The 18,191-nt window shown below is 41.9% G+C and carries 16 protein-coding genes; all 16 read left to right on the forward strand.

All coding sequences use genetic code 11. From position 1 onward, the window contains the following. The first annotated feature begins 216 nt into the window (after positions 1–216). The 16 genes from accB to ACQKFO_RS01715 all read left to right on the forward strand — a co-directional run bounded on the left by accB (position 217) and on the right by ACQKFO_RS01715 (position 18,184). Positions 217–729, forward strand: a complete 513-nt coding sequence (accB, locus tag ACQKFO_RS01640) for an acetyl-CoA carboxylase biotin carboxyl carrier protein (protein WP_427596578.1) — start codon at positions 217–219, stop codon at positions 727–729. 15 nt (positions 730–744) lie between these two features. After that, the gene (gene accC / locus ACQKFO_RS01645) at positions 745–2,097 is read left to right on the forward strand and encodes an acetyl-CoA carboxylase biotin carboxylase subunit (RefSeq protein ID WP_427596579.1); all 1,353 of its coding nucleotides are present in this window, start codon (positions 745–747) and stop codon (positions 2,095–2,097) included. Positions 2,098–2,120: 23 nt separating this feature from the next. Continuing rightward, entirely contained in the window at positions 2,121–2,531 is a 411-nt protein-coding gene (locus ACQKFO_RS01650; RefSeq protein ID WP_113970461.1) for an Asp23/Gls24 family envelope stress response protein, read from the forward strand. Between the two features lie 1,106 nt (positions 2,532–3,637). Then, positions 3,638–4,024 carry a transcription antitermination factor NusB gene (nusB, locus tag ACQKFO_RS01655; protein ID WP_427596580.1) on the forward strand — a complete coding sequence of 129 codons (387 nt, stop codon included), beginning with the start codon at positions 3,638–3,640 and terminating at the stop codon, positions 4,022–4,024. Between the two features lie 21 nt (positions 4,025–4,045). Further along, the gene (gene folD / locus ACQKFO_RS01660; RefSeq protein WP_427596581.1) at positions 4,046–4,912 is read left to right on the forward strand and encodes a bifunctional methylenetetrahydrofolate dehydrogenase/methenyltetrahydrofolate cyclohydrolase FolD; all 867 of its coding nucleotides are present in this window, start codon (positions 4,046–4,048) and stop codon (positions 4,910–4,912) included. 118 nt (positions 4,913–5,030) lie between these two features. Then, a complete protein-coding gene (xseA, locus tag ACQKFO_RS01665) occupies positions 5,031–6,398 on the forward strand; it encodes an exodeoxyribonuclease VII large subunit (protein WP_427596582.1) in 1,368 nt (455 codons plus the stop codon). Beyond that, positions 6,385–6,618, forward strand: a complete 234-nt coding sequence (xseB, locus tag ACQKFO_RS01670; protein ID WP_148969580.1) for an exodeoxyribonuclease VII small subunit — start codon at positions 6,385–6,387, stop codon at positions 6,616–6,618. The genes xseA and xseB overlap by 14 nt, the downstream gene beginning before the upstream one ends. 21 nt (positions 6,619–6,639) lie before the next feature. Beyond that, a complete protein-coding gene (locus ACQKFO_RS01675; RefSeq protein WP_427597760.1) occupies positions 6,640–7,512 on the forward strand; it encodes a polyprenyl synthetase family protein in 873 nt (290 codons plus the stop codon). A gap of 703 nt (positions 7,513–8,215) precedes the next feature. Next, the gene (locus ACQKFO_RS01680) at positions 8,216–8,848 is read left to right on the forward strand and encodes a hypothetical protein (protein ID WP_113970455.1); all 633 of its coding nucleotides are present in this window, start codon (positions 8,216–8,218) and stop codon (positions 8,846–8,848) included. Positions 8,849–8,869: 21 nt separating this feature from the next. Further along, a complete protein-coding gene (gene dxs / locus ACQKFO_RS01685; protein ID WP_427596583.1) occupies positions 8,870–10,762 on the forward strand; it encodes a 1-deoxy-D-xylulose-5-phosphate synthase in 1,893 nt (630 codons plus the stop codon). A gap of 2 nt (positions 10,763–10,764) precedes the next feature. After that, on the forward strand, positions 10,765–11,598 hold the full coding sequence (locus ACQKFO_RS01690) for a TlyA family RNA methyltransferase (RefSeq protein WP_427597761.1): 834 nt from the start codon (positions 10,765–10,767) through the stop codon (positions 11,596–11,598). Between the two features lie 433 nt (positions 11,599–12,031). Continuing rightward, positions 12,032–12,481, forward strand: coding sequence for a transcriptional regulator AhrC/ArgR (gene ahrC / locus ACQKFO_RS01695; RefSeq protein WP_044340153.1), 450 nt, complete (start codon positions 12,032–12,034; stop codon positions 12,479–12,481). 121 nt (positions 12,482–12,602) lie between these two features. After that, positions 12,603–14,312 carry a DNA repair protein RecN gene (gene recN / locus ACQKFO_RS01700; RefSeq protein ID WP_427596584.1) on the forward strand — a complete coding sequence of 570 codons (1,710 nt, stop codon included), beginning with the start codon at positions 12,603–12,605 and terminating at the stop codon, positions 14,310–14,312. Positions 14,313–14,438: 126 nt separating this feature from the next. Then, positions 14,439–15,728 carry a SpoIVB peptidase gene (gene spoIVB / locus ACQKFO_RS01705; RefSeq protein WP_427596585.1) on the forward strand — a complete coding sequence of 430 codons (1,290 nt, stop codon included), beginning with the start codon at positions 14,439–14,441 and terminating at the stop codon, positions 15,726–15,728. A 347-nt stretch (positions 15,729–16,075) separates the two neighbouring features. Further along, positions 16,076–16,855: a sporulation transcription factor Spo0A gene (gene spo0A / locus ACQKFO_RS01710; protein WP_044340055.1), complete on the forward strand. Its 780-nt coding sequence runs from the start codon at positions 16,076–16,078 to the stop codon at positions 16,853–16,855. A gap of 594 nt (positions 16,856–17,449) precedes the next feature. Beyond that, entirely contained in the window at positions 17,450–18,184 is a 735-nt protein-coding gene (locus ACQKFO_RS01715) for a glycerophosphodiester phosphodiesterase (RefSeq protein ID WP_427596586.1), read from the forward strand. Positions 18,185–18,191: the final 7 nt, after the last annotated feature.

An 18,191-nucleotide genomic window follows, 5' to 3' on the forward strand; every position in this document is an offset into this window, starting at 1 on the left:
AAGTGCATGGACTTTCATCACACATAAACCACCCAACAAAAATCAAAAAAATTCTTCTATTATTTTATTTTTTTCCTAAAAAGGTCTAGAATAGAGAATAGGGTTGTATGCGCTTTACAGAATGGTAGTAATCGCATATTGAATTTATACGAGGTATTATCGTATGATATTAGTAGCTAGTCATAATTTTTTTAAACTATAAGAGGGGTGTCAACCGTGTTAAAAATTCAAGAAATTCGTGAAATAATCAAACTCGTAGATCATTCTAGTGTTGATGAGTTTACATACGAGCATGATGGGTCGAAAATAAAACTTAAAAAGAATAATGGTGTAACAGTTCCCGGGCAACCACAATTCGTCCAGGCAGTAGAGGAAGTAAAACCTGCAGCTCAAGCAGTACAGCAGGCTCCTGCGCCTGTACAGGAAACAGCTCCTTCTGTAAATACAGAAGAAAAAGAAGCTCCACAAGCAAAAGCTGAAGATTCAAACTTACATAAAATCACGTCTCCAATGGTAGGGACGTTCTATCAATCTTCTTCCCCGGAATCAGGTCCATACGTGAAAGTTGGAGATAAAGTCGATGAAAGCTCTGTCGTATGTATCGTAGAAGCGATGAAACTATTTAATGAGATTGAAGCGGAAGTAAAAGGTGAAATTACAGAAATCTTAGTAAAAGACGGTCAATTGGTTGAATATGGACAGCCGTTATTCTTGGTCAAACCTGAATAAGGAGCGAAAATAGATATGATAAAAAAGGTATTAATCGCCAATCGAGGAGAAATTGCGGTACGTATTATTCGTGCATGCCGAGATTTAGGCATCGAAAGTGTAGCCGTTTATTCTGAAGCAGATAAAGAAGCACTCCATGTTCAATTAGCGGATGAAGCTTATTGCATCGGACCGACTGCATCGAAAGACAGCTACCTGAATTTCACTAACATCATTAGCGTGGCAAAACTGACAGATTGTGATGCCATTCACCCGGGTTACGGATTTTTAGCCGAGAACTCAGATTTTGCAGACCTGTGCCGCGATTGCAATATCATCTTCATTGGTCCTTCACCAGAAGCGATCTCGAAGATGGGTACGAAAGACGTGGCTCGTGAAACCATGAGAGAAGCAGGCGTTCCGATTGTACCGGGTTCAAAAGGCATTGTGAAAGACGCAGAAGACGCGGTTAAGCTTGCAGAATCCATGGGTTATCCTGTCATCATCAAAGCCACTGCAGGTGGTGGAGGAAAAGGGATCCGTGTTGCGAAAAGCCAGGAAGAGCTTGTTAAAGGAGTAACGATCACTCAGCAAGAAGCCATGACAGCATTCGGTAACCCTGGTGTTTACATTGAAAAGTTCATCGAGGACTTCAGACATGTGGAAATCCAGGTGCTGGCTGATAATTTCGGGAATGTGATCCATCTTGGGGAACGTGACTGTACGATTCAGCGCCGCCTTCAAAAGTTGATCGAAGAAACCCCATCTCCCGCTTTAACAGAAGAAATTCGTGTTAAAATGGGGGAAGCAGCGGTAAAAGCAGCGAAAGCGGTTGATTATACTGGTGCCGGCACGGTAGAATTTATATATGACTACGTTAATCAATCCTTCTACTTTATGGAAATGAATACCCGTATTCAGGTAGAGCACCCTGTAACAGAACAGGTAACGGGAGTCGATTTGATTAAAGAACAAATTCTCGTGGCATCAGGGGAAAAGCTTTCCCTTACACAGGAAGAAGTAACGTTCACTGGTTGGGCAATTGAATGTCGTATTAATGCAGAGAATCCTGAGAAGAATTTCATGCCGTCAGCAGGACGGATAGAAATGTATCTTCCACCAGGCGGCATTGGCGTAAGAATCGATTCAGCCGCATATCCTGGTTATATGATCCCTCCATACTACGATAGTATGATTGCCAAAGTGATCACCTATGGAGCGACACGTGAAGAAGCGATCTCAAGAATGAAACGTGCCTTGAGTGAATTTGTGGTTGAGGGTATACACACAACCATTCCGTTCCATTTGAAATTATTAGATCATGAAACCTTTGTTGGTGGAGAATTCAATACGAAGTTCTTGGAGAAATACGAAGTAATGAAATCCTAGTGTTAATTCAGGAGGTGCCTTACATGGCGGAAAATCAAAACCTTTTACAAATGTCTCACGGTAAAGACGGCCTTGGGAAGATTGAAATCGCACCTGAAGTGATTGAAGTAATTGCAGGTATCGCTGCTTCAGAAGTAGAAGGTGTATCACAAATGCGTGGTAACTTCGCAACAGGTGTCGTCGAGCGTCTCGGAAAGAAAAACCACGGTAAAGGTGTCAAAGTGGAACTTGCCGAGGAAGGAATCATCGTGGATGTATACTGCATCATGAAATTCGGTGTAGCCATCCCGACAGTGGCTCAAAAAATCCAGGATAACATTCGTCAAGCCCTGCTTAACATGACTGCTCTTGAAGCGGATGAAGTAAATGTTCATATCGTAGGCATTCAATTTGAGAATCAGAAATTTGAAGCTGAAATTGAAGACGAAATGTAAGAGAGGGACGGTCCTTTAGGGGGCCGTTCTTTTTTTGTGTGTGGGTTTGTGTTACAATTGGTGTTTTTTGTAAAATGTCTGGATTATTGCGTGAATTGGTCGGATTATTTCCTGGAACGGTGGATTCCTAAAGGTTTCGGCTGGATTTTTCATCGAAACGGCTGGAATTATCGGAATTCCGGCCGGATTCTCTTGAGAAGCGCTTTTCAATTCTCAAGAAATGCTTGTCGGGCCTGACCAACCCGCCTCCGCATTTCTGCTTGTCCAGCGCCGCCTCCTTGTCCCTCGAGGTCATAAGCTAAATGGTCCATGAAGGCAAAGAACGCCTTTCCGGCAGGTTCGTCTTATGCTTGTCGCCTCTTTCAAAGCCCCTCCGCTTTTCTGATTGTCCAGCTCCGGCGGGTAGTCCCTCGAGGTCATTTCTTGAGAATCCCCAAAGGCAAAGAACGCCTTCAGGGATTCTCAAGAAATGCTTGTCGGGCCTGACCAACCCGCCTCCGCATTTCTGCTTGTCCAGCGCCGCCTCCTTGTCCCTCGAGGTCATAAGCTAAATGGTCCATGAAGGCAAAGAACGCCTTCCCGGTCCATTCATCTTATGCTTGTCGGGCCAACCCAGTCGGCTCCGCTTTTCTACTTGTCCAGCTCCGGTGCTTAGAGGCTCGAGGTCATAAGTCAAACCTGCCAAAAAGGCAAAGAACGCCTTTCCGGCAGGTTCGTCTTATGCTTGTCGCCTCTTTCAAAGCCCCTCCGCTTTTCTGATTGTCCAGCTCCGGCGGGTAGTCCCTCGAGGTCATTTCTTGAGAATCCCCATAGGCAAAGAACGCCTTCAGGGATTCTCAAGAAATGCTTGTCGGGCCTGACCAACCCGCCTTCGCTTTTCTGATTGTCCAGCTCCGGGGCTTAGAGGCTCGAGGTCATAAGTCAAACCTGCCAAAAAGGCAAAGAACGCCTTTCCGGCAGGTTCGTCTTATGCTTGTCGCCTCTTTCAAAGCCCCTCCGCTTTTCTTTCAGAATATTGATTTTTTTACATAGACGTGCGTATTGCCCTTAGTTTGTGCTATTATCAAAGGTATGAAAATTGATGGATTAAAAGGAGTAAATATAAGATGAAGAGAAGAGTTGCTCGTGAAAAGGCCTTACAAGCGTTATTTCAAATAGATATGAGTGGGATTGAGCCGGAAGTTGCGTTAACCAATGTGCTGGAAGAAGAGGAGAAGATGGATGCGTATCTTCAACAGCTGGTTCTCGGGTTTATCGATAATCAGGAACGTATCGATGGGCACATTCGTGAAAACCTTGAGAAATGGTCATTTGACCGCCTGGCAAAAGTCGATCGTAACATTTTGCGTTTAGGAGTATATGAACTCCTGTTTGTGGAAGACGTTCCGAATAAGGTAGTCATAAACGAAGCAGTTGAAATTGCAAAGATCTTTGGAGATGATCAATCAAGCAAGTTTATCAATGGTGTTCTTTCAAAGGTAAGTCAATCTTAACAATGTTAGGGGTCGAGTGGAATGTCAGCTTCAATAATTGATGGCAAACTCATTGCAGGTCATTATCGTGAACTATTAAAAAGTCAGATCGAGAAGCTTAAGGAAAAGGATGTAACTCCCGGCTTGGCTGTTATCCTGGTAGGAGATAACCATGCTTCTCATTCATATGTCAAAATGAAGAGAAAAGCGTGCAGTAACCTGGGGATTCATTCAGAGCTTTATCAATATGAATCCAGTTTGACTCAAGATGAACTGCTGAATAAAATTGAAGAATTAAATGATCAGAGTCATATTCATGGCATTCTGGTTCAACTGCCTCTCCCTGAGCATATTAATCCAATAACCGTGATTGAAACGATTTCTCCATCTAAAGATGTGGACGGGTTTCATCCCGTGTCGATTGGAAAAATGGTCACTAATCAAGATACCTTTTATTCCTGTACGCCGCTTGGAATCATGAAGATGCTTGAATATGAAAACATTTCAGTAGAAGGTAAACACGTCGTGATTTTAGGAAGAAGTAATATTGTCGGAAAGCCGGCAGGACACTTATTCTTGAATCGAAATGCGACGGTTACGTATTGTCATTCGAAGACAAAGAATATGGCATCCTACACAAAGCAAGCTGATATTATCGTATCTGCGGTAGGAAAGGCGAATTTAATCGGATCAGAAGATATTAAGCCTGGAGCCGTCGTCATTGACGTCGGAATGAACCGTGATGAAAACGGCGGGCTCTGTGGAGATGTGAATTTCTCAGAAGTGAAGGAGAAGGCTGGAAAAATCACACCGGTCCCTGGTGGTGTCGGTCCTATGACCATCAAGATGTTACTGTACAATACAGTGAAATCTGCAGAATGGGCCCTTGCCAATCGCCAAAACGGTTAAAAAATAGTACACTATAGGTAACATAAAACGGAAAGGGACAGCTAAACGCTGGTCCCTTTCCGTATTCCTACATATAAAAGCCTTTACAAATTGCAAGAAACAAAGGAGTCACTTGAGCATGGAACTCGATCAATCACGTTATTTAACGGTACAAGCTCTGACAAAATACATAAAGCGCAAATTCGATAGGGATCCCCATTTATCCAATCTATTCGTACGGGGAGAAATTTCTAATTTCAAAAGACATTCAAGCGGCCATATGTACTTTACCTTGAAAGACGAAAAAGCCCGTATCTTGTCTGTCATGTTTTCAAGTAACAATCAATCACTGAAATTCAGGCCTGAAAATGGAATGAATGTGTTGATCCGGGGAGATATTTCCGTTTACGAATCAGGCGGGCAATATCAGATCTATGTAAAAGAAATGCAGCCTGACGGAATCGGTGAGCTGTATTTGGCCTATGAGCAGTTGAAAGAGAAGCTCGAGCAAGCAGGTTATTTCGATCAAAGCCGAAAACGTGTGATTCCTAAGTTTCCGAAGCGAATTGCCGTTGTGACATCTCCGACAGGTGCTGCAATCAGAGATATTATTACAACTATCAAAAGAAGATATCCTATTGGGGAAATCCTCATTTTCCCTGCTTTGGTTCAAGGGGAACAAGCGGCAGGATCGATTGCCGGGGCAATGAAAAAGGTAAATGATCTAGGCGATATTGACGTGTTGATTATCGGCCGTGGTGGTGGTTCGATTGAAGAATTATGGGCGTTTAACGAAGAAATTGTGGCAAAAGCCATCGTTGAGTCAAAAGTTCCCGTCATTTCTGCTGTCGGACATGAAACAGACTTTACGATCGCTGACTTTGTAGCCGACTTAAGAGCTCCTACACCAACAGCTGCGGGAGAATTAGCGGTTCCCCACATTGATGATTTACTGGAAAGGATCATGAATCGAAAATTACGACTGATCAAAGCGTTCAAGACTAAGCTTCAAAGTGAGCGCAGCCGCTTAAATAGTTTAACTAAGTCTTACGCTTTAAGAAATCCGCGTAATCTGTATCAACAAAAAATTGAAACTGTCGACCGGCTGACCGACCAGCTGCAGAAAAACATAAGTTTGCATGTGAGACAAAACCGTGACCAATTAACCCGGCTTCACTCAAGACTTCAACGTGTGCATCCTTCGCAACTCATTTCCATTCAACGCGAAAGAGTCTTATTTATGAAGTCGAGGGTAGATAAGCAATTTAAGCAGGTACTGAAAGAAAAGAACAATCGTTTCAGTTCTTCCCTGTCTACCTTGCATGCCCTCAGTCCTTTGAAAATCATGGACAGGGGGTACAGCCTGGTTTATCAGGATGATGATACATTGATCAAATCATCCAAGCAAGTCAAAGCTGGTGACCGTCTAGAGATAAATGTCAGGGATGGAAAAATACATTGCGAAGTTGAATCAGTTGAGGAGCGTGAAAATAATGGCAAAGTCTAAAGAAGAATTATCATTTGAAACAGCTATGGAACAACTGGAAGAGATTGTTGAGAAATTAGAAGAGGGAGAAGTTCCTTTGGAGAAAGCGTTAGAGTTCTATCAAAAAGGAATGGATCTTTCGAAATACTGTCATGATACGTTGCAAAAAGCAGAAAACCAATTAACAAAAATGATGACAGATGAAGGGGAAAAAGCCTTCGATCTGGATGAGGAGGAATAAAGGGTGAATCCTCACGTTGATTTGAAAGAATTTCAAGTAAAGCATGGAGAAATGATTACCAACCATATGGTCCAGACTGTAGACAGCCTTTCTATGCCCTCTAACTTGAAGAGAGCTATGATCTATTCTTTGCAAGCAGGTGGAAAGAGAATTCGTCCCATCCTCCTTTTAGCTACGATCAAAGCCTTTAATAAAGACCCGTTACGAGGGTTAAATACTGCGTCTGCCCTTGAAATGATTCATACCTATTCCTTGATACATGACGACCTTCCTTCCATGGATGATGACGATTTGAGAAGGGGGAAGCCGACCAATCATAAAATGTTTGGTGAAGCGATGGCGATTTTAGCCGGTGATGCTTTACTAACCTACAGTTTTCAAATGATTGCAGAGGACAAGGGCCTTACAAGTGATCACAAGGTAAGGCTCATCGGTCTTTTAGCAAAATGTGCAGGACCGGAAGGCATGGTTGGTGGACAAGTAGCGGATATTGAAGGGGAAAATAAGAAGCTTAATGTAAAAGAACTCGAAAGCATTCATGAGCATAAAACAGGTAAGTTACTGACGTTTAGTGTATTGGCAGGCGGAATTATCTCCGATGCGTCGGAAGGGCAACTTGAATTACTAAAGCAATTTGCTTATCATATTGGCCTTGCCTTTCAAATTCAAGATGACATCCTTGATATTGAAGGCTCCGAAGAAATTATTGGAAAGCCAGTGGGGAGCGACGAATCGAAACATAAGAGTACATATCCAAGTCTCTTGACGATAGGAGGAGCTAAGGAAAAGCTTCACTTCCACTTGAACGAAGCGTTATCCTCACTGGATCAAATGACAATCGATTCCAGTCTCCTTACCGAAATTGCCCAATTAATCGTTGCCCGGAATCATTAAAACCATTCTATGTTTGAGCAAATTATTTAACATATGTTATAATATCACTAGAATGAAAATTTGGGTGGTGCAGTATTCTAGTCAGTCCACCAATCCTGAAGGTGGGCCTAAAAATCCACTAAAGGGCACATCGATGAAGTTCCTGGAATTGGCTTGAGGCGCCCAGCCTTGGGTCATATCTGGGAGTAAGGCTTGAGGGCGATCCACAATGGCATGTGGGCGTTGACCCGCAAGCCGCGGAGGCTTTGTTTCTTATGCTGGCATAAGCATATGCAATAAGAACAAAGTATGAACCTGCGATGTGATGATTCACTAGCAGCGTAGCCTGCCTTGAGTGAAGAGAGAGGGGATTATGGTTACAAGGTACACATCAGTTGGCCATTGATATGTGCTTTTTCGCCCATATGAAATCCTCTTTGCAAAAGAGGCTAAGGATTGCGTTAAGGACTGTTGAGGAAAACTCCTAGACTGTTCATATTCGGACATATAAAGAGGATTATAGTGCGGACTAAGTGGTAATCCAGTCTAGCTTGTGGTGACGCGGCTAAGTCGGATTTAAAGGGAAACCGCCGGTATGGCAACATCCGGTATCTGATTGGGAAAACCTACTGGACCTAAGCTGCAATTTTTACTCTTTATATGACCATCCAATTACATAGTATTGATAATATTTACACAATAGAAACGGTGTGTTTAAACGATAATGAATGAAACAATGAAAAACTCAATAAAGTGGAGTGTCAGCATTGCCGTTATCACATTTGTGTTAGCGGCTATTTTTTCAGTTACATCCAATATGGTTTTAAATGGAGTCGCGTGGTATACAGGGCTGGTTGTTGTATTGATCATCGTTTTTATCGGAATCTTCTTTGATATGCTGGGGATTGCTGCAACGGCTGCTGATGAAACCCCTTTTCATGCCATGGCGGCCAAAAAAGTGTACGGTGCACGTTATTCAATCAAAATCGTCCGGAACGCAGACCGGTTCGCAAGCTTCTGTAACGACGTAATCGGCGATATTTCAGGGATTATAAGTGGTACTGCGTCAGCGATTGTCATTATCCAATTAGCCGTATCTTTTCAGCTTGAAGGCGGCTCTTTAAGGGAATATATTGTAAGCGTAACACTGACAAGTATCATAGCTTCCTTGACCGTTGGAGGCAAAGCGCTTGGAAAAACGTTTGCTATCACCTATTCTAAGGATATAATATTTAGAGTTGGTAAAGTTCTACAATTTTTTGAAGATCGATTTCATATCGTAGTGATTAAAGATAAAAAAGACAAAAAAGATAAAAACAAGAAAAAACGTTACAAGCGTGCGAAACAAAATATTTAGTGATGAAAGTGAGTGGACCCCATGGATTTATTATCAATAAAGGAGCCTTCTTTTCTTAAAAATATGTCAAATGAACAATTAGAAGAGCTCAGTCAAGAGATTCGCCATTTCTTAATAAAGAATCTATCTAAGACTGGCGGTCATATTGGTCCAAACTTAGGGGTGGTCGAATTAACCGTTGCCCTTCATAAGCATTTCTCAAGTCCAAAAGATAAAATCCTTTGGGATGTTGGTCATCAGTCGTATGTACATAAGATCTTGACTGGCCGTGCTTGTCAGTTTGATACGTTGCGACAATACAAAGGGTTGTGTGGTTTCCCAAAACGCAATGAAAGCGAGCATGATGTATGGGAAACGGGACATAGCTCTACTTCACTATCCGCAGCCATGGGTATGGCAATCGCAAGGGATGTCAAAAAAGAAGATTCTTTCATCATCCCTGTGATCGGAGATGGTGCCTTAACGGGCGGTATGGCACTCGAGGCACTTAACCACATCGGTCATGAAAAGAAAGATATGATCGTCGTTTTAAATGATAATGAAATGTCCATTGCCCCAAACGTTGGAGCCCTTCACAGTGTTCTGGGCCGTTTGCGCACTGCTGGGAAGTACAACTGGGTGAAGGATGAAATGGAATACATTCTTAAACGAATCCCTGCTGTCGGCGGAAAATTAGCAAGTACGGCTGAGCGGGTAAAAGACAGTTTAAAATATCTATTCGTTTCAGGTATGTTCTTTGAAGAATTAGGTTTTACCTATCTTGGTCCAATCGATGGCCATGATTATAATGATTTATCTGAAAACATCCAGTATGCGAAGAAAACAAAAGGTCCTGTCCTTTTACACGTGATAACGAAAAAAGGAAAAGGGTTTCATCCTGCTGAATCAGACAAGCAGGGCACATGGCATGGTACGGGTCCATACAAGATTGACACAGGAGACCTGATTAAACCAATAAATGCCCCCCCTTCCTGGAGTGGGCTTGTAAGTGAGACCGTCAGAAAGATTGCCCGTGAGGATGAACGAATTGTTGCGATCACTCCAGCCATGCCGGTTGGGTCCAAACTGCTTGGATTTGCTGAAGAATTCCCCGATCGAATGTTTGATGTAGGAATCGCCGAGCAGCATGCAACTACTGTTGCAGCGGGTCTTGCTACCCAGAATATGAAGCCATTCCTGGCCATTTATTCAACATTCCTGCAAAGAGCGTACGATCAAGTGGTTCACGATATATGCCGACAAAACTTAAATGTCTTCATCGGGATTGACCGTGCGGGATTAGTCGGTGCCGATGGTGAGACGCATCAAGGTGTATTCGATATTGCCTTTTTAAGGCATTTACCGAATATGGTGATCATGATGCCTAAGGACGAAAATGAAGGTCAACATCTTGTCAATACGGCTCTGCAGTATAATGATGGTCCAATTGCGTTACGTTATCCTCGTGGAAACGGATATGGAGTGCCTATGGATTCAGAGCTGAAAAACATTCCAATCGGAACATGGGAAGTGTTAAAGCAGGGGAAAGATGCGGCTATCCTGACGTTTGGTACCACGATCCCAATGGCGATGGAAGCGGCGGCGGAGCTTGAGAAACAAGGGCTTTCCGTTCGGGTCGTGAATGCAAGATTCATTAAACCAATGGACGAAGCGATGTTAAAGAGTATCCTAGGAGAAGAAATGCCTATTTTAACGATAGAAGAGGCGGTTCTTCAAGGAGGATTCGGAAGCGGTGTCCTTGAGTTCGCACAAGAACAGGGTTACCATAATGCCGTGATCGACCGCATAGGAATTCCTGATTACTTCATCGAGCATGGAAGCGTGAAGGAATTGCTGAACGAAATCGGTATGACTAAAGAAAATGTCGTAGACCGTATTTTAACCATAACACCAAAAAAACAAAAAAGGGCTTAATGATGAAAGTAAAAAAACAACGCGTAGATGTACTCCTGGTAGAACGAGGATTAATCGATACAAGAGAAAAAGCAAAACGAGCTGTTATGGCAGGACTTGTTTACTCAAATGAAGTGAGATTGGACAAGCCTGGAGAAAAAGTGAGTGAAGATATCCCGCTGACGATGAAAGGGAAAGTGATTCCTTATGTCAGCCGGGGAGGCTTGAAGCTTGAGAAAGCTCTCCAGGTCTTCGATGTGGATGTGGCCGGTAAAGTGATGATCGATATTGGTGCTTCCACTGGAGGATTTACGGATTGTGCCCTGCAAAACGGGGCAAAGATGTCCTATGCACTTGATGTAGGGTATAATCAGCTTGCCTGGAAGCTTAGACAGGATGATAGGGTCGTCGTGATGGAAAGAACCAACTTCCGCTACGTAACGCCGGCGGATTTACAAGGTGAAATGCCGAGTTTCGCATCCATTGATGTGTCCTTTATTTCCCTTTCACTCATATTACCCGTCCTTAAAACCCTATTGGTGCCTGGTGGGGACTGTATCGCTTTAATTAAGCCACAGTTCGAAGCAGGTAAGAATCAAGTCGGAAAAAAAGGAATTGTAAGGGATCCAGCCGTGCACAAAATGGTAATCGAGAAGATTATGACCCTGGCTACTAAAGAAGGCTATCATATTGCCGGTTTGTCCTATTCCCCTATTACAGGAGGAGATGGGAATATTGAATTCCTGATCCATCTGAAATGGTCCGGGGATTCAGATAGTGGCGAATCTTTCTTAAGCAATACACCGGATGAGGTTATTGAGGAAGCTCATAATCAGTTAAAAGCGAATACGCAATAAGAAGTGAGCTGCTCTTTTTTTGAAGGGTGGCTTTTTTCCATTTTTGAAGGGCCATAAATGAATGTTGACAATTGGATAAAAGGAAAGTCGATAATAAAATTAAAATGTCGATAATCACTGAAAGTCGATAATAAATCCTGAACTTCCGTATTCTAAGCTTCTAATAGTTCTCCATATGCTTGTCGGGCCAACCCAAGCCCCTTCCGCTTTTCTTATTGTCCAGCTACAGAGCTTAGAGGCTCGAGGTCATAAGTCAAACATGCCCAAAAGGCAAAAAGCGCCTTTCAGGCATGTTCGTCTTATGCTTGTCGCCTCTGGGCAAAGCCCCTTCCGCTTTTCTTTTTTATTGTACTTCCATACAAAATAGGCTAACATAAGCGTAGAGGTATATTTATACAGGTTTTAATCAAATGTAAGAGGTGTATGTTCTATGATGAACAAAGGGCAAAGACATATAAAAATAAGAGAAATCATTACGAATAGAGATGTGGAAACACAGGATGAGCTGGTGGAAAGTCTTAAGAATGCTGGCTTTAATGTGACCCAGGCTACCGTGTCGAGGGATATTAAAGAATTGCATTTAGTTAAAGTGCCGTTGATGGATGGCAGATACAAATATAGTTTGCCTGCTGATCAGCGCTTTAATCCTCTGCAAAAACTTAAGCGTACCCTGACGGATGCGTTTGTCAAAGTGGACCAGGCCGGACATATGCTGGTCATGAAGACTCTACCTGGTAATGCTAATGCTATCGGTGCTTTAATTGATAACCTGGACTGGGAAGAGATACTGGGAACCATTTGTGGGGATGACACATGTTTGATCATATGCCGCACTGAAGAAGAAACGAAGATTGTTTCAGAACGTTTTTTAGACATGCTATAAATTGTAGGATCAATTCTAATTTAATGGGCTGGGTATTTGCAGCTTTCATACAAAATCCAATAGGAAGCTTTTCTTTTAAATTGTTTGAGGGAAAAGTTCCTTTTTATTTGAGGTGAATGTTTTGCTACAAGAACTATCAATCAAAAATTTCGCCATAATTGAATCCCTCTCTCTTTCTTTTGAAGAAGGTCTGACCGTTCTATCAGGGGAGACTGGAGCTGGGAAGTCGATTATCATTGATGCCATTCACTTATTGGTTGGCGGAAGAGGATCCTCGGAATACGTTCGGCACGGGGAGAAGAAGGCTGAAATTGAAGGGTTATTTATTCTTGATAATGAAACGCATCCTTGCTTTCTGAAAGCGGCGAGCTTCGGGATAGAGATCGAAGAAGGCATGATCATCCTTCGAAGAGATATCTCGAGTACAGGGAAAAGTGTTTGCAGGATCAATGGTAAGCTAGTGACGATTGCGATCATGAGGGAAATCGGGGCTTCACTTATTGATATTCATGGACAGCATGAGCATCAAGAGCTGATGAACGAAAGCCTGCATCTATCCTTATTGGATCAATTCGGTGGAAAAGAAATCGCTTCAGGTCTCTCCAGTTACGGAGATGTATACAAAGAGTACCTATCCATTTATAAGCAGCTAAACAGGCTTAATGAGAACGAGCAGGAGATGGCGCATCGATTGGATCTCATTCAGTTTCAGCTTAAAGAAATTCATGATGCGGACCTGCAATTAAACGAAGATGATGAGCTTATGGAAGAGAAGCGGAAGCTTATGAACTTTGAAAAGCTTTTTGAAGCGCTGCAGACTTCTTATGACAGCATACAAGGCGAGAGGAAAGGGCTGGACTGGACAGGCCTTGCCATGAGTCATCTCGAGACAGCTGCAGAGGTGGATTCTCAATATGATAAGACCCTGGAATCTGTTTCGAATGCTTTTTATATGCTTGAAGATGCTGCTCAACAAGTAAGAGGGGAGTTAGATCAACTTGAATTTGAACCGAATCGTTTGGATCTCATCGAGACGAGACTGAACGAGATTAACGGTTTAAAGAGAAAGTATGGATCCTCTGTGGAAGAAATTCTCGCATACAGTTCAAAGATTGAAGAAGAAATCGAAACCATCATGAACAAAGATTCTCATGTCGAACATTTACAAAGTAAATTACAATCACTTGAGAAAGATTTATCATTAGAGGCGAGAAATCTGTCGCAAACGAGAAAGCAATGGGCGAAAAAATTAACTGCAAGTATTCATGAGCAATTAAAGCAACTATACATGGATAAAACGAAATTTGAAGTTCGTTTTGTGAAAAGTGGGGAAAAAGAATCGTTTTCCTTCCATCATTTTAAAAAAGATGGCTGGGATACAGTGGAGTTTTACATATCTACCAATCCAGGTGAGCCTTTAAAGCCGCTATCCAAAGTGGCTTCAGGTGGAGAGCTCTCCCGGATTATGTTAGCCATGAAGACGATCTTTTCCAAGCACCAGGGAATTACCTCCATCATTTTTGATGAGGTGGATACGGGAGTGAGTGGTAGAGTGGCACAAGCCATCGCTGAAAAAATTTACCAAGTGGCCATTCATTCCCAGGTGATGTGTATATCTCACTTGCCGCAAGTAGCTGCGATGGCGGATTGTCATTTGTTTATTTCGAAAAAACTTTCAGGCGGCAGAACGAGCACAATGGTTAAACGCCTTCAAGAGAAGGAAAAGATTAAAGAAATCTCCAGAATGATTTCAGGAGTGGAAATTACAGATTTAACATTGGAACATGCAAAGGAATTGTTGCAGTTAGCAGGTTCCATTAAAGAAACATGAAAAGCTATCCAATTCGGGTAGCTTTTTTTTCATGATTACCAGTTATAAATGTGGCTTTTAAAGGCAAAATTAAAACTGTAGCCAATAGTTAGTGTGTGTGGATTAGAAGCGAGGAGAGTGAATATATTGAGTTTAGATTGGTTAAGAAAATGTATAGGTGGAATTCTCCTTGTTTCGCTTTGTCTTATTGGTTTCTACAAACCGGTTCAACAGTTTATCGATACTCCGAACTCTGTAAGGGTAATGGAAGGGGATCAAGTTGCTCTCCCTAAGGCTGCATCTATTACGACGATGGGTTCGTCTGATAATCAACATGTTCAATTGAAAGAAGAGGAAGGTCAGCTCTCAATCCAAGGAAGTTCTGTAGGCAAGGATGAAGTGGTATTCGAGTTAGCTGGGTTACCCATTAAAAAAGTCGATGTAGAAGTACTGAAAGATTTCAAGGTGATCCCGGGTGGTCAATCCATCGGGGTGAAATTAAATACTGTCGGGGTGTTAGTCGTAGGTCATCATCTGGTTGAAACAGATGCAGGTAAGATGTCTCCAGGAGAAAAAGCAGGAATTCAGGTAGGGGATATGATTACAGAAATAAACGGAACCAAAATTGAAGAACTTGCGGATGTTGCTCCTTTTGTTCAGAAAGCAGGAGAAGAATCCCGATCTTTAGACGTTGTGATCAAGCGTGAACAGAAGACCGTAAAAACTCAATTGCTCCCGTTAAAAGAAAAAGGGGAAAAAAACTATAAATTAGGGTTGTATATTCGTGATTCTGCAGCGGGAATCGGCACAATGACGTTCTTTGACCCGAAGTCCAAAAAGTATGGGGCGCTTGGCCATGTCATTTCTGATATGGATACAAAAAAACCCATTGTCGTTGAAAACGGTGAAATTGTTCATTCAGAAGTAACCTCCATTCAAAAAGGGACGGATGGAAAACCTGGTGAAAAATTAGCTCGCTTTTCTTCTGATCGCAACGTAATTGGAAACATAACCAGGAACAGTCCATTCGGGATTTTTGGTGAATTAAATCAATCCATAGGTAACGATCTCATGGATAAGCCAATGCCCATCGCTCTTTCCCACCAAGTGAAAGAAGGACCTGCCCAGATATTGACTGTGGTGGATGGAAAAGATGTAGAAATGTACGATATTGAAATTGTCAGCACCATTCCACAGAAATATCCGGCAACAAAAGGAATGGTTTTGAAAGTAACAGATCCCAAGCTGTTGGATAAAACCGGTGGAATCGTCCAAGGCATGAGTGGAAGCCCGATTATTCAAAACGGCAAAGTCATCGGAGCTGTCACACATGTGTTTGTAAATGATCCTACAAGCGGCTATGGCGTTCATATTGAATGGATGCTGAGTGAAGCGGGAATCGATATTTACAAGAAAAATCATGACCGAGCAAGCTAATAGTGGTAAACCCTTACTAAAGTCCCGATCGTGGGTGCTTATAAGGGTTCTTTTTTTATTCTAACATTTGCAAGCGTTCTAAGGTATGATTCAGAAAGAAGGGTATAAAAATTAAGGAAGGTTTGCCAAAAGTAAGGTAAACTTGTTAAAATAAAGATTATTCGACAAATCGTTGAGTGGATATCGAATGGGGTCGAAATATAAAGAAATCTTTAGAAAATCAAAGAAAATATAATATTTTTTAAGTTTTTTTCAAAAATAAAAGGAATTTAGGTTGCATTGTCGAAAAAGTAATTTAGAATAAAATTACAGAGATGAATTAATTAGGATTGAGGAGGAAACCTGTAGTGAAATCGATTAAAGTATGTGTTGTGGATGATAACCGTGAACTTACGTCATTATTGGAGGACTACATTGCTTCACAAAATGATATGGAAGTAGTAGGGATTGCTCATAATGGCCAAGATTGTTTAGATTTGTTAGAAGAAGTGGATCCTGATGTCCTGGTATTGGATATTATCATGCCTCATTTGGACGGGCTCGCTGTGCTCGAACGACTTCGTGAAAAGAAGAGCATTCCTAATGTCATCATGCTGACGGCTTTCGGTCAAGAAGATGTTACGAAAAAAGCCGTCGACCTTGGAGCTTCTTACTTTATCCTAAAGCCATTTGATATGGAAAATCTAGTGAGTCACATTAGGCAAGTAAGCGGTAAATCAAACCCAATCATCAAAAAACCTTCCTCATCCAGAATGCATACAGAACAAAAACCAAGAAATTTAGATGCAAGTATTACAAGCATCATCCACGAAATTGGTGTTCCGGCACATATTAAAGGTTACTTATATTTAAGAGAAGCGATTTCTATGGTTTATAACGATATTGAATTACTTGGTTCAATTACAAAGGTACTTTATCCTGATATTGCCAAAAAATACAACACTACAGCTTCAAGAGTAGAACGGGCCATTCGTCATGCAATTGAAGTGGCATGGAGCAGAGGGAATATCGATTCCATCTCTTCTCTTTTCGGATACACAGTGAGCATGTCAAAGGCAAAGCCGACAAATTCAGAATTCATCGCAATGGTCGCTGATAAGCTTCGTTTGGAGCATATGGCTTCATGAAAGGGTAAGGACTAGTCCAGTCATCTTCCAACTGAATAGTACGATTTTAAGACCCTATGAGCCCAGGTGGATTCGTGGGGTTTTTTGGTTTGTGGGTGAGATCGTCGAATCATTTTTCGGTTTTTTTCTCAGTAACAGTCGCCTCTTTTTTCAATAGTAGGAGTACGCCCTTACGGCTTGTCCATTCTTACATAAGATACAATGTAATGCAAAAACAACTAAGGGGAGGTGAGACAATGGGATGCTTCCGTGATAGAGATGATGTTGCTGGTGCTTTTGACAGAGACAGAGACGACTTTAGAGTTCCTGTGAGAGCTTTTATTAGAGGAGAGGATTTCTGCAGAGCTGTACGCCGTTGTGACAGAGACGATGTAAGAGGTATTGAAGACCGTCGCCGCAGAAGAAGATGCTGCTGGTTTTAATTAGTTGCATTGAAACAAAAAAATCCTGAGATTCTCAGGATTTTTTTATAAAGGTTTCATCCTTTGAGAAGATTTTAAATAAGTATATAATAGGAGAGAGACAAACATTCATAAAGCTCGATATAGAATGTACATACAGGAATAGATTATCTTAAGAAAAGGGAGTGCACTCATGACGCTAATCTTTGCACACCGTGGCTCAGCCGGGACTCACCCGGAAAATACGATGGACGCATTTTATGAAGCTGAAAGAGTAGGGGCCGACGGTATTGAATTAGATGTTCAGCTGACAAAAGATGGCGAAATCGTCGTGATTCATGATGAAACGGTTGATCGCACAACCAATGGGAAAGGGTTTGTCAAAGACTATACGATTAAGGAAATTCAAAAGCTGCAGGCGAACTTCAAATTTAAAAGTAAGCTGTTTAAAAAAAATCGTGTGCCTTCATTGAGAGAGGTATTTGAATGGTTAAAGGGCAATGAGATGCTTTGTAATATTGAATTGAAAAACAGCATTATGGACTATCAGGGCTTGGAGGAAAAAGTGATCGGGTTGATCAGGGAGTTTGGGTTTGAGGATCGAATCATCATTTCTTCATTTAATCACTATTCGATCGTGGCCTGTTACCGATTGGAGCCAGCAGTAGAAATTGCTCCTTTGTATTCATCGGGTCTATATATGCCCTGGATTTATGCCAGGTCCATAAGGGCGAAAGCTATACATCCCAATTTAAAGGCAGCACCCGATGAGATCATTGTGGAAGCCATGAAAAACGGTATAGCTGTCAGACCCTATACGGTAAATAAGATAGACCAGATGGAGAGACTTCTGAGTATTGACTGTTCAGGAATCGTGACGGACTTTCCTGAAAGAGCATTGAAATTAAGAGATCATAAAAAAAGCTAGCGTAGAA

It is taken from the genome of Rossellomorea sp. NPDC071047 (assembly GCF_050270195.1).
GTDB lineage: Bacteria > Bacillota > Bacilli > Bacillales > Bacillaceae_B > Rossellomorea.

Bases quoted from the DNA above. Each gene is read 5' to 3' on its own strand.
- ahrC (WP_044340153.1), top strand. From the start codon at position 12,032: ATGAACAAAGGGCAAAGACATATAAAAATAAGAGAAATCATTACGAAT.
- ACQKFO_RS01680 (WP_113970455.1), top strand. From the start codon at position 8,216: ATGAATGAAACAATGAAAAACTCAATAAAGTGGAGTGTCAGCATTGCC.
- folD (WP_427596581.1), top strand. From the start codon at position 4,046: ATGTCAGCTTCAATAATTGATGGCAAACTCATTGCAGGTCATTATCGT.
- ACQKFO_RS01690 (WP_427597761.1), top strand. From the start codon at position 10,765: ATGAAAGTAAAAAAACAACGCGTAGATGTACTCCTGGTAGAACGAGGA.
- nusB (WP_427596580.1), top strand. From the start codon at position 3,638: ATGAAGAGAAGAGTTGCTCGTGAAAAGGCCTTACAAGCGTTATTTCAA.
- ACQKFO_RS01650 (WP_113970461.1), top strand. From the start codon at position 2,121: ATGGCGGAAAATCAAAACCTTTTACAAATGTCTCACGGTAAAGACGGC.
- accC (WP_427596579.1), top strand. From the start codon at position 745: ATGATAAAAAAGGTATTAATCGCCAATCGAGGAGAAATTGCGGTACGT.
- ACQKFO_RS01715 (WP_427596586.1), top strand. From the start codon at position 17,450: ATGACGCTAATCTTTGCACACCGTGGCTCAGCCGGGACTCACCCGGAA.
- dxs (WP_427596583.1), top strand. From the start codon at position 8,870: ATGGATTTATTATCAATAAAGGAGCCTTCTTTTCTTAAAAATATGTCA.
- xseB (WP_148969580.1), top strand. From the start codon at position 6,385: ATGGCAAAGTCTAAAGAAGAATTATCATTTGAAACAGCTATGGAACAA.
- xseA (WP_427596582.1), top strand. From the start codon at position 5,031: ATGGAACTCGATCAATCACGTTATTTAACGGTACAAGCTCTGACAAAA.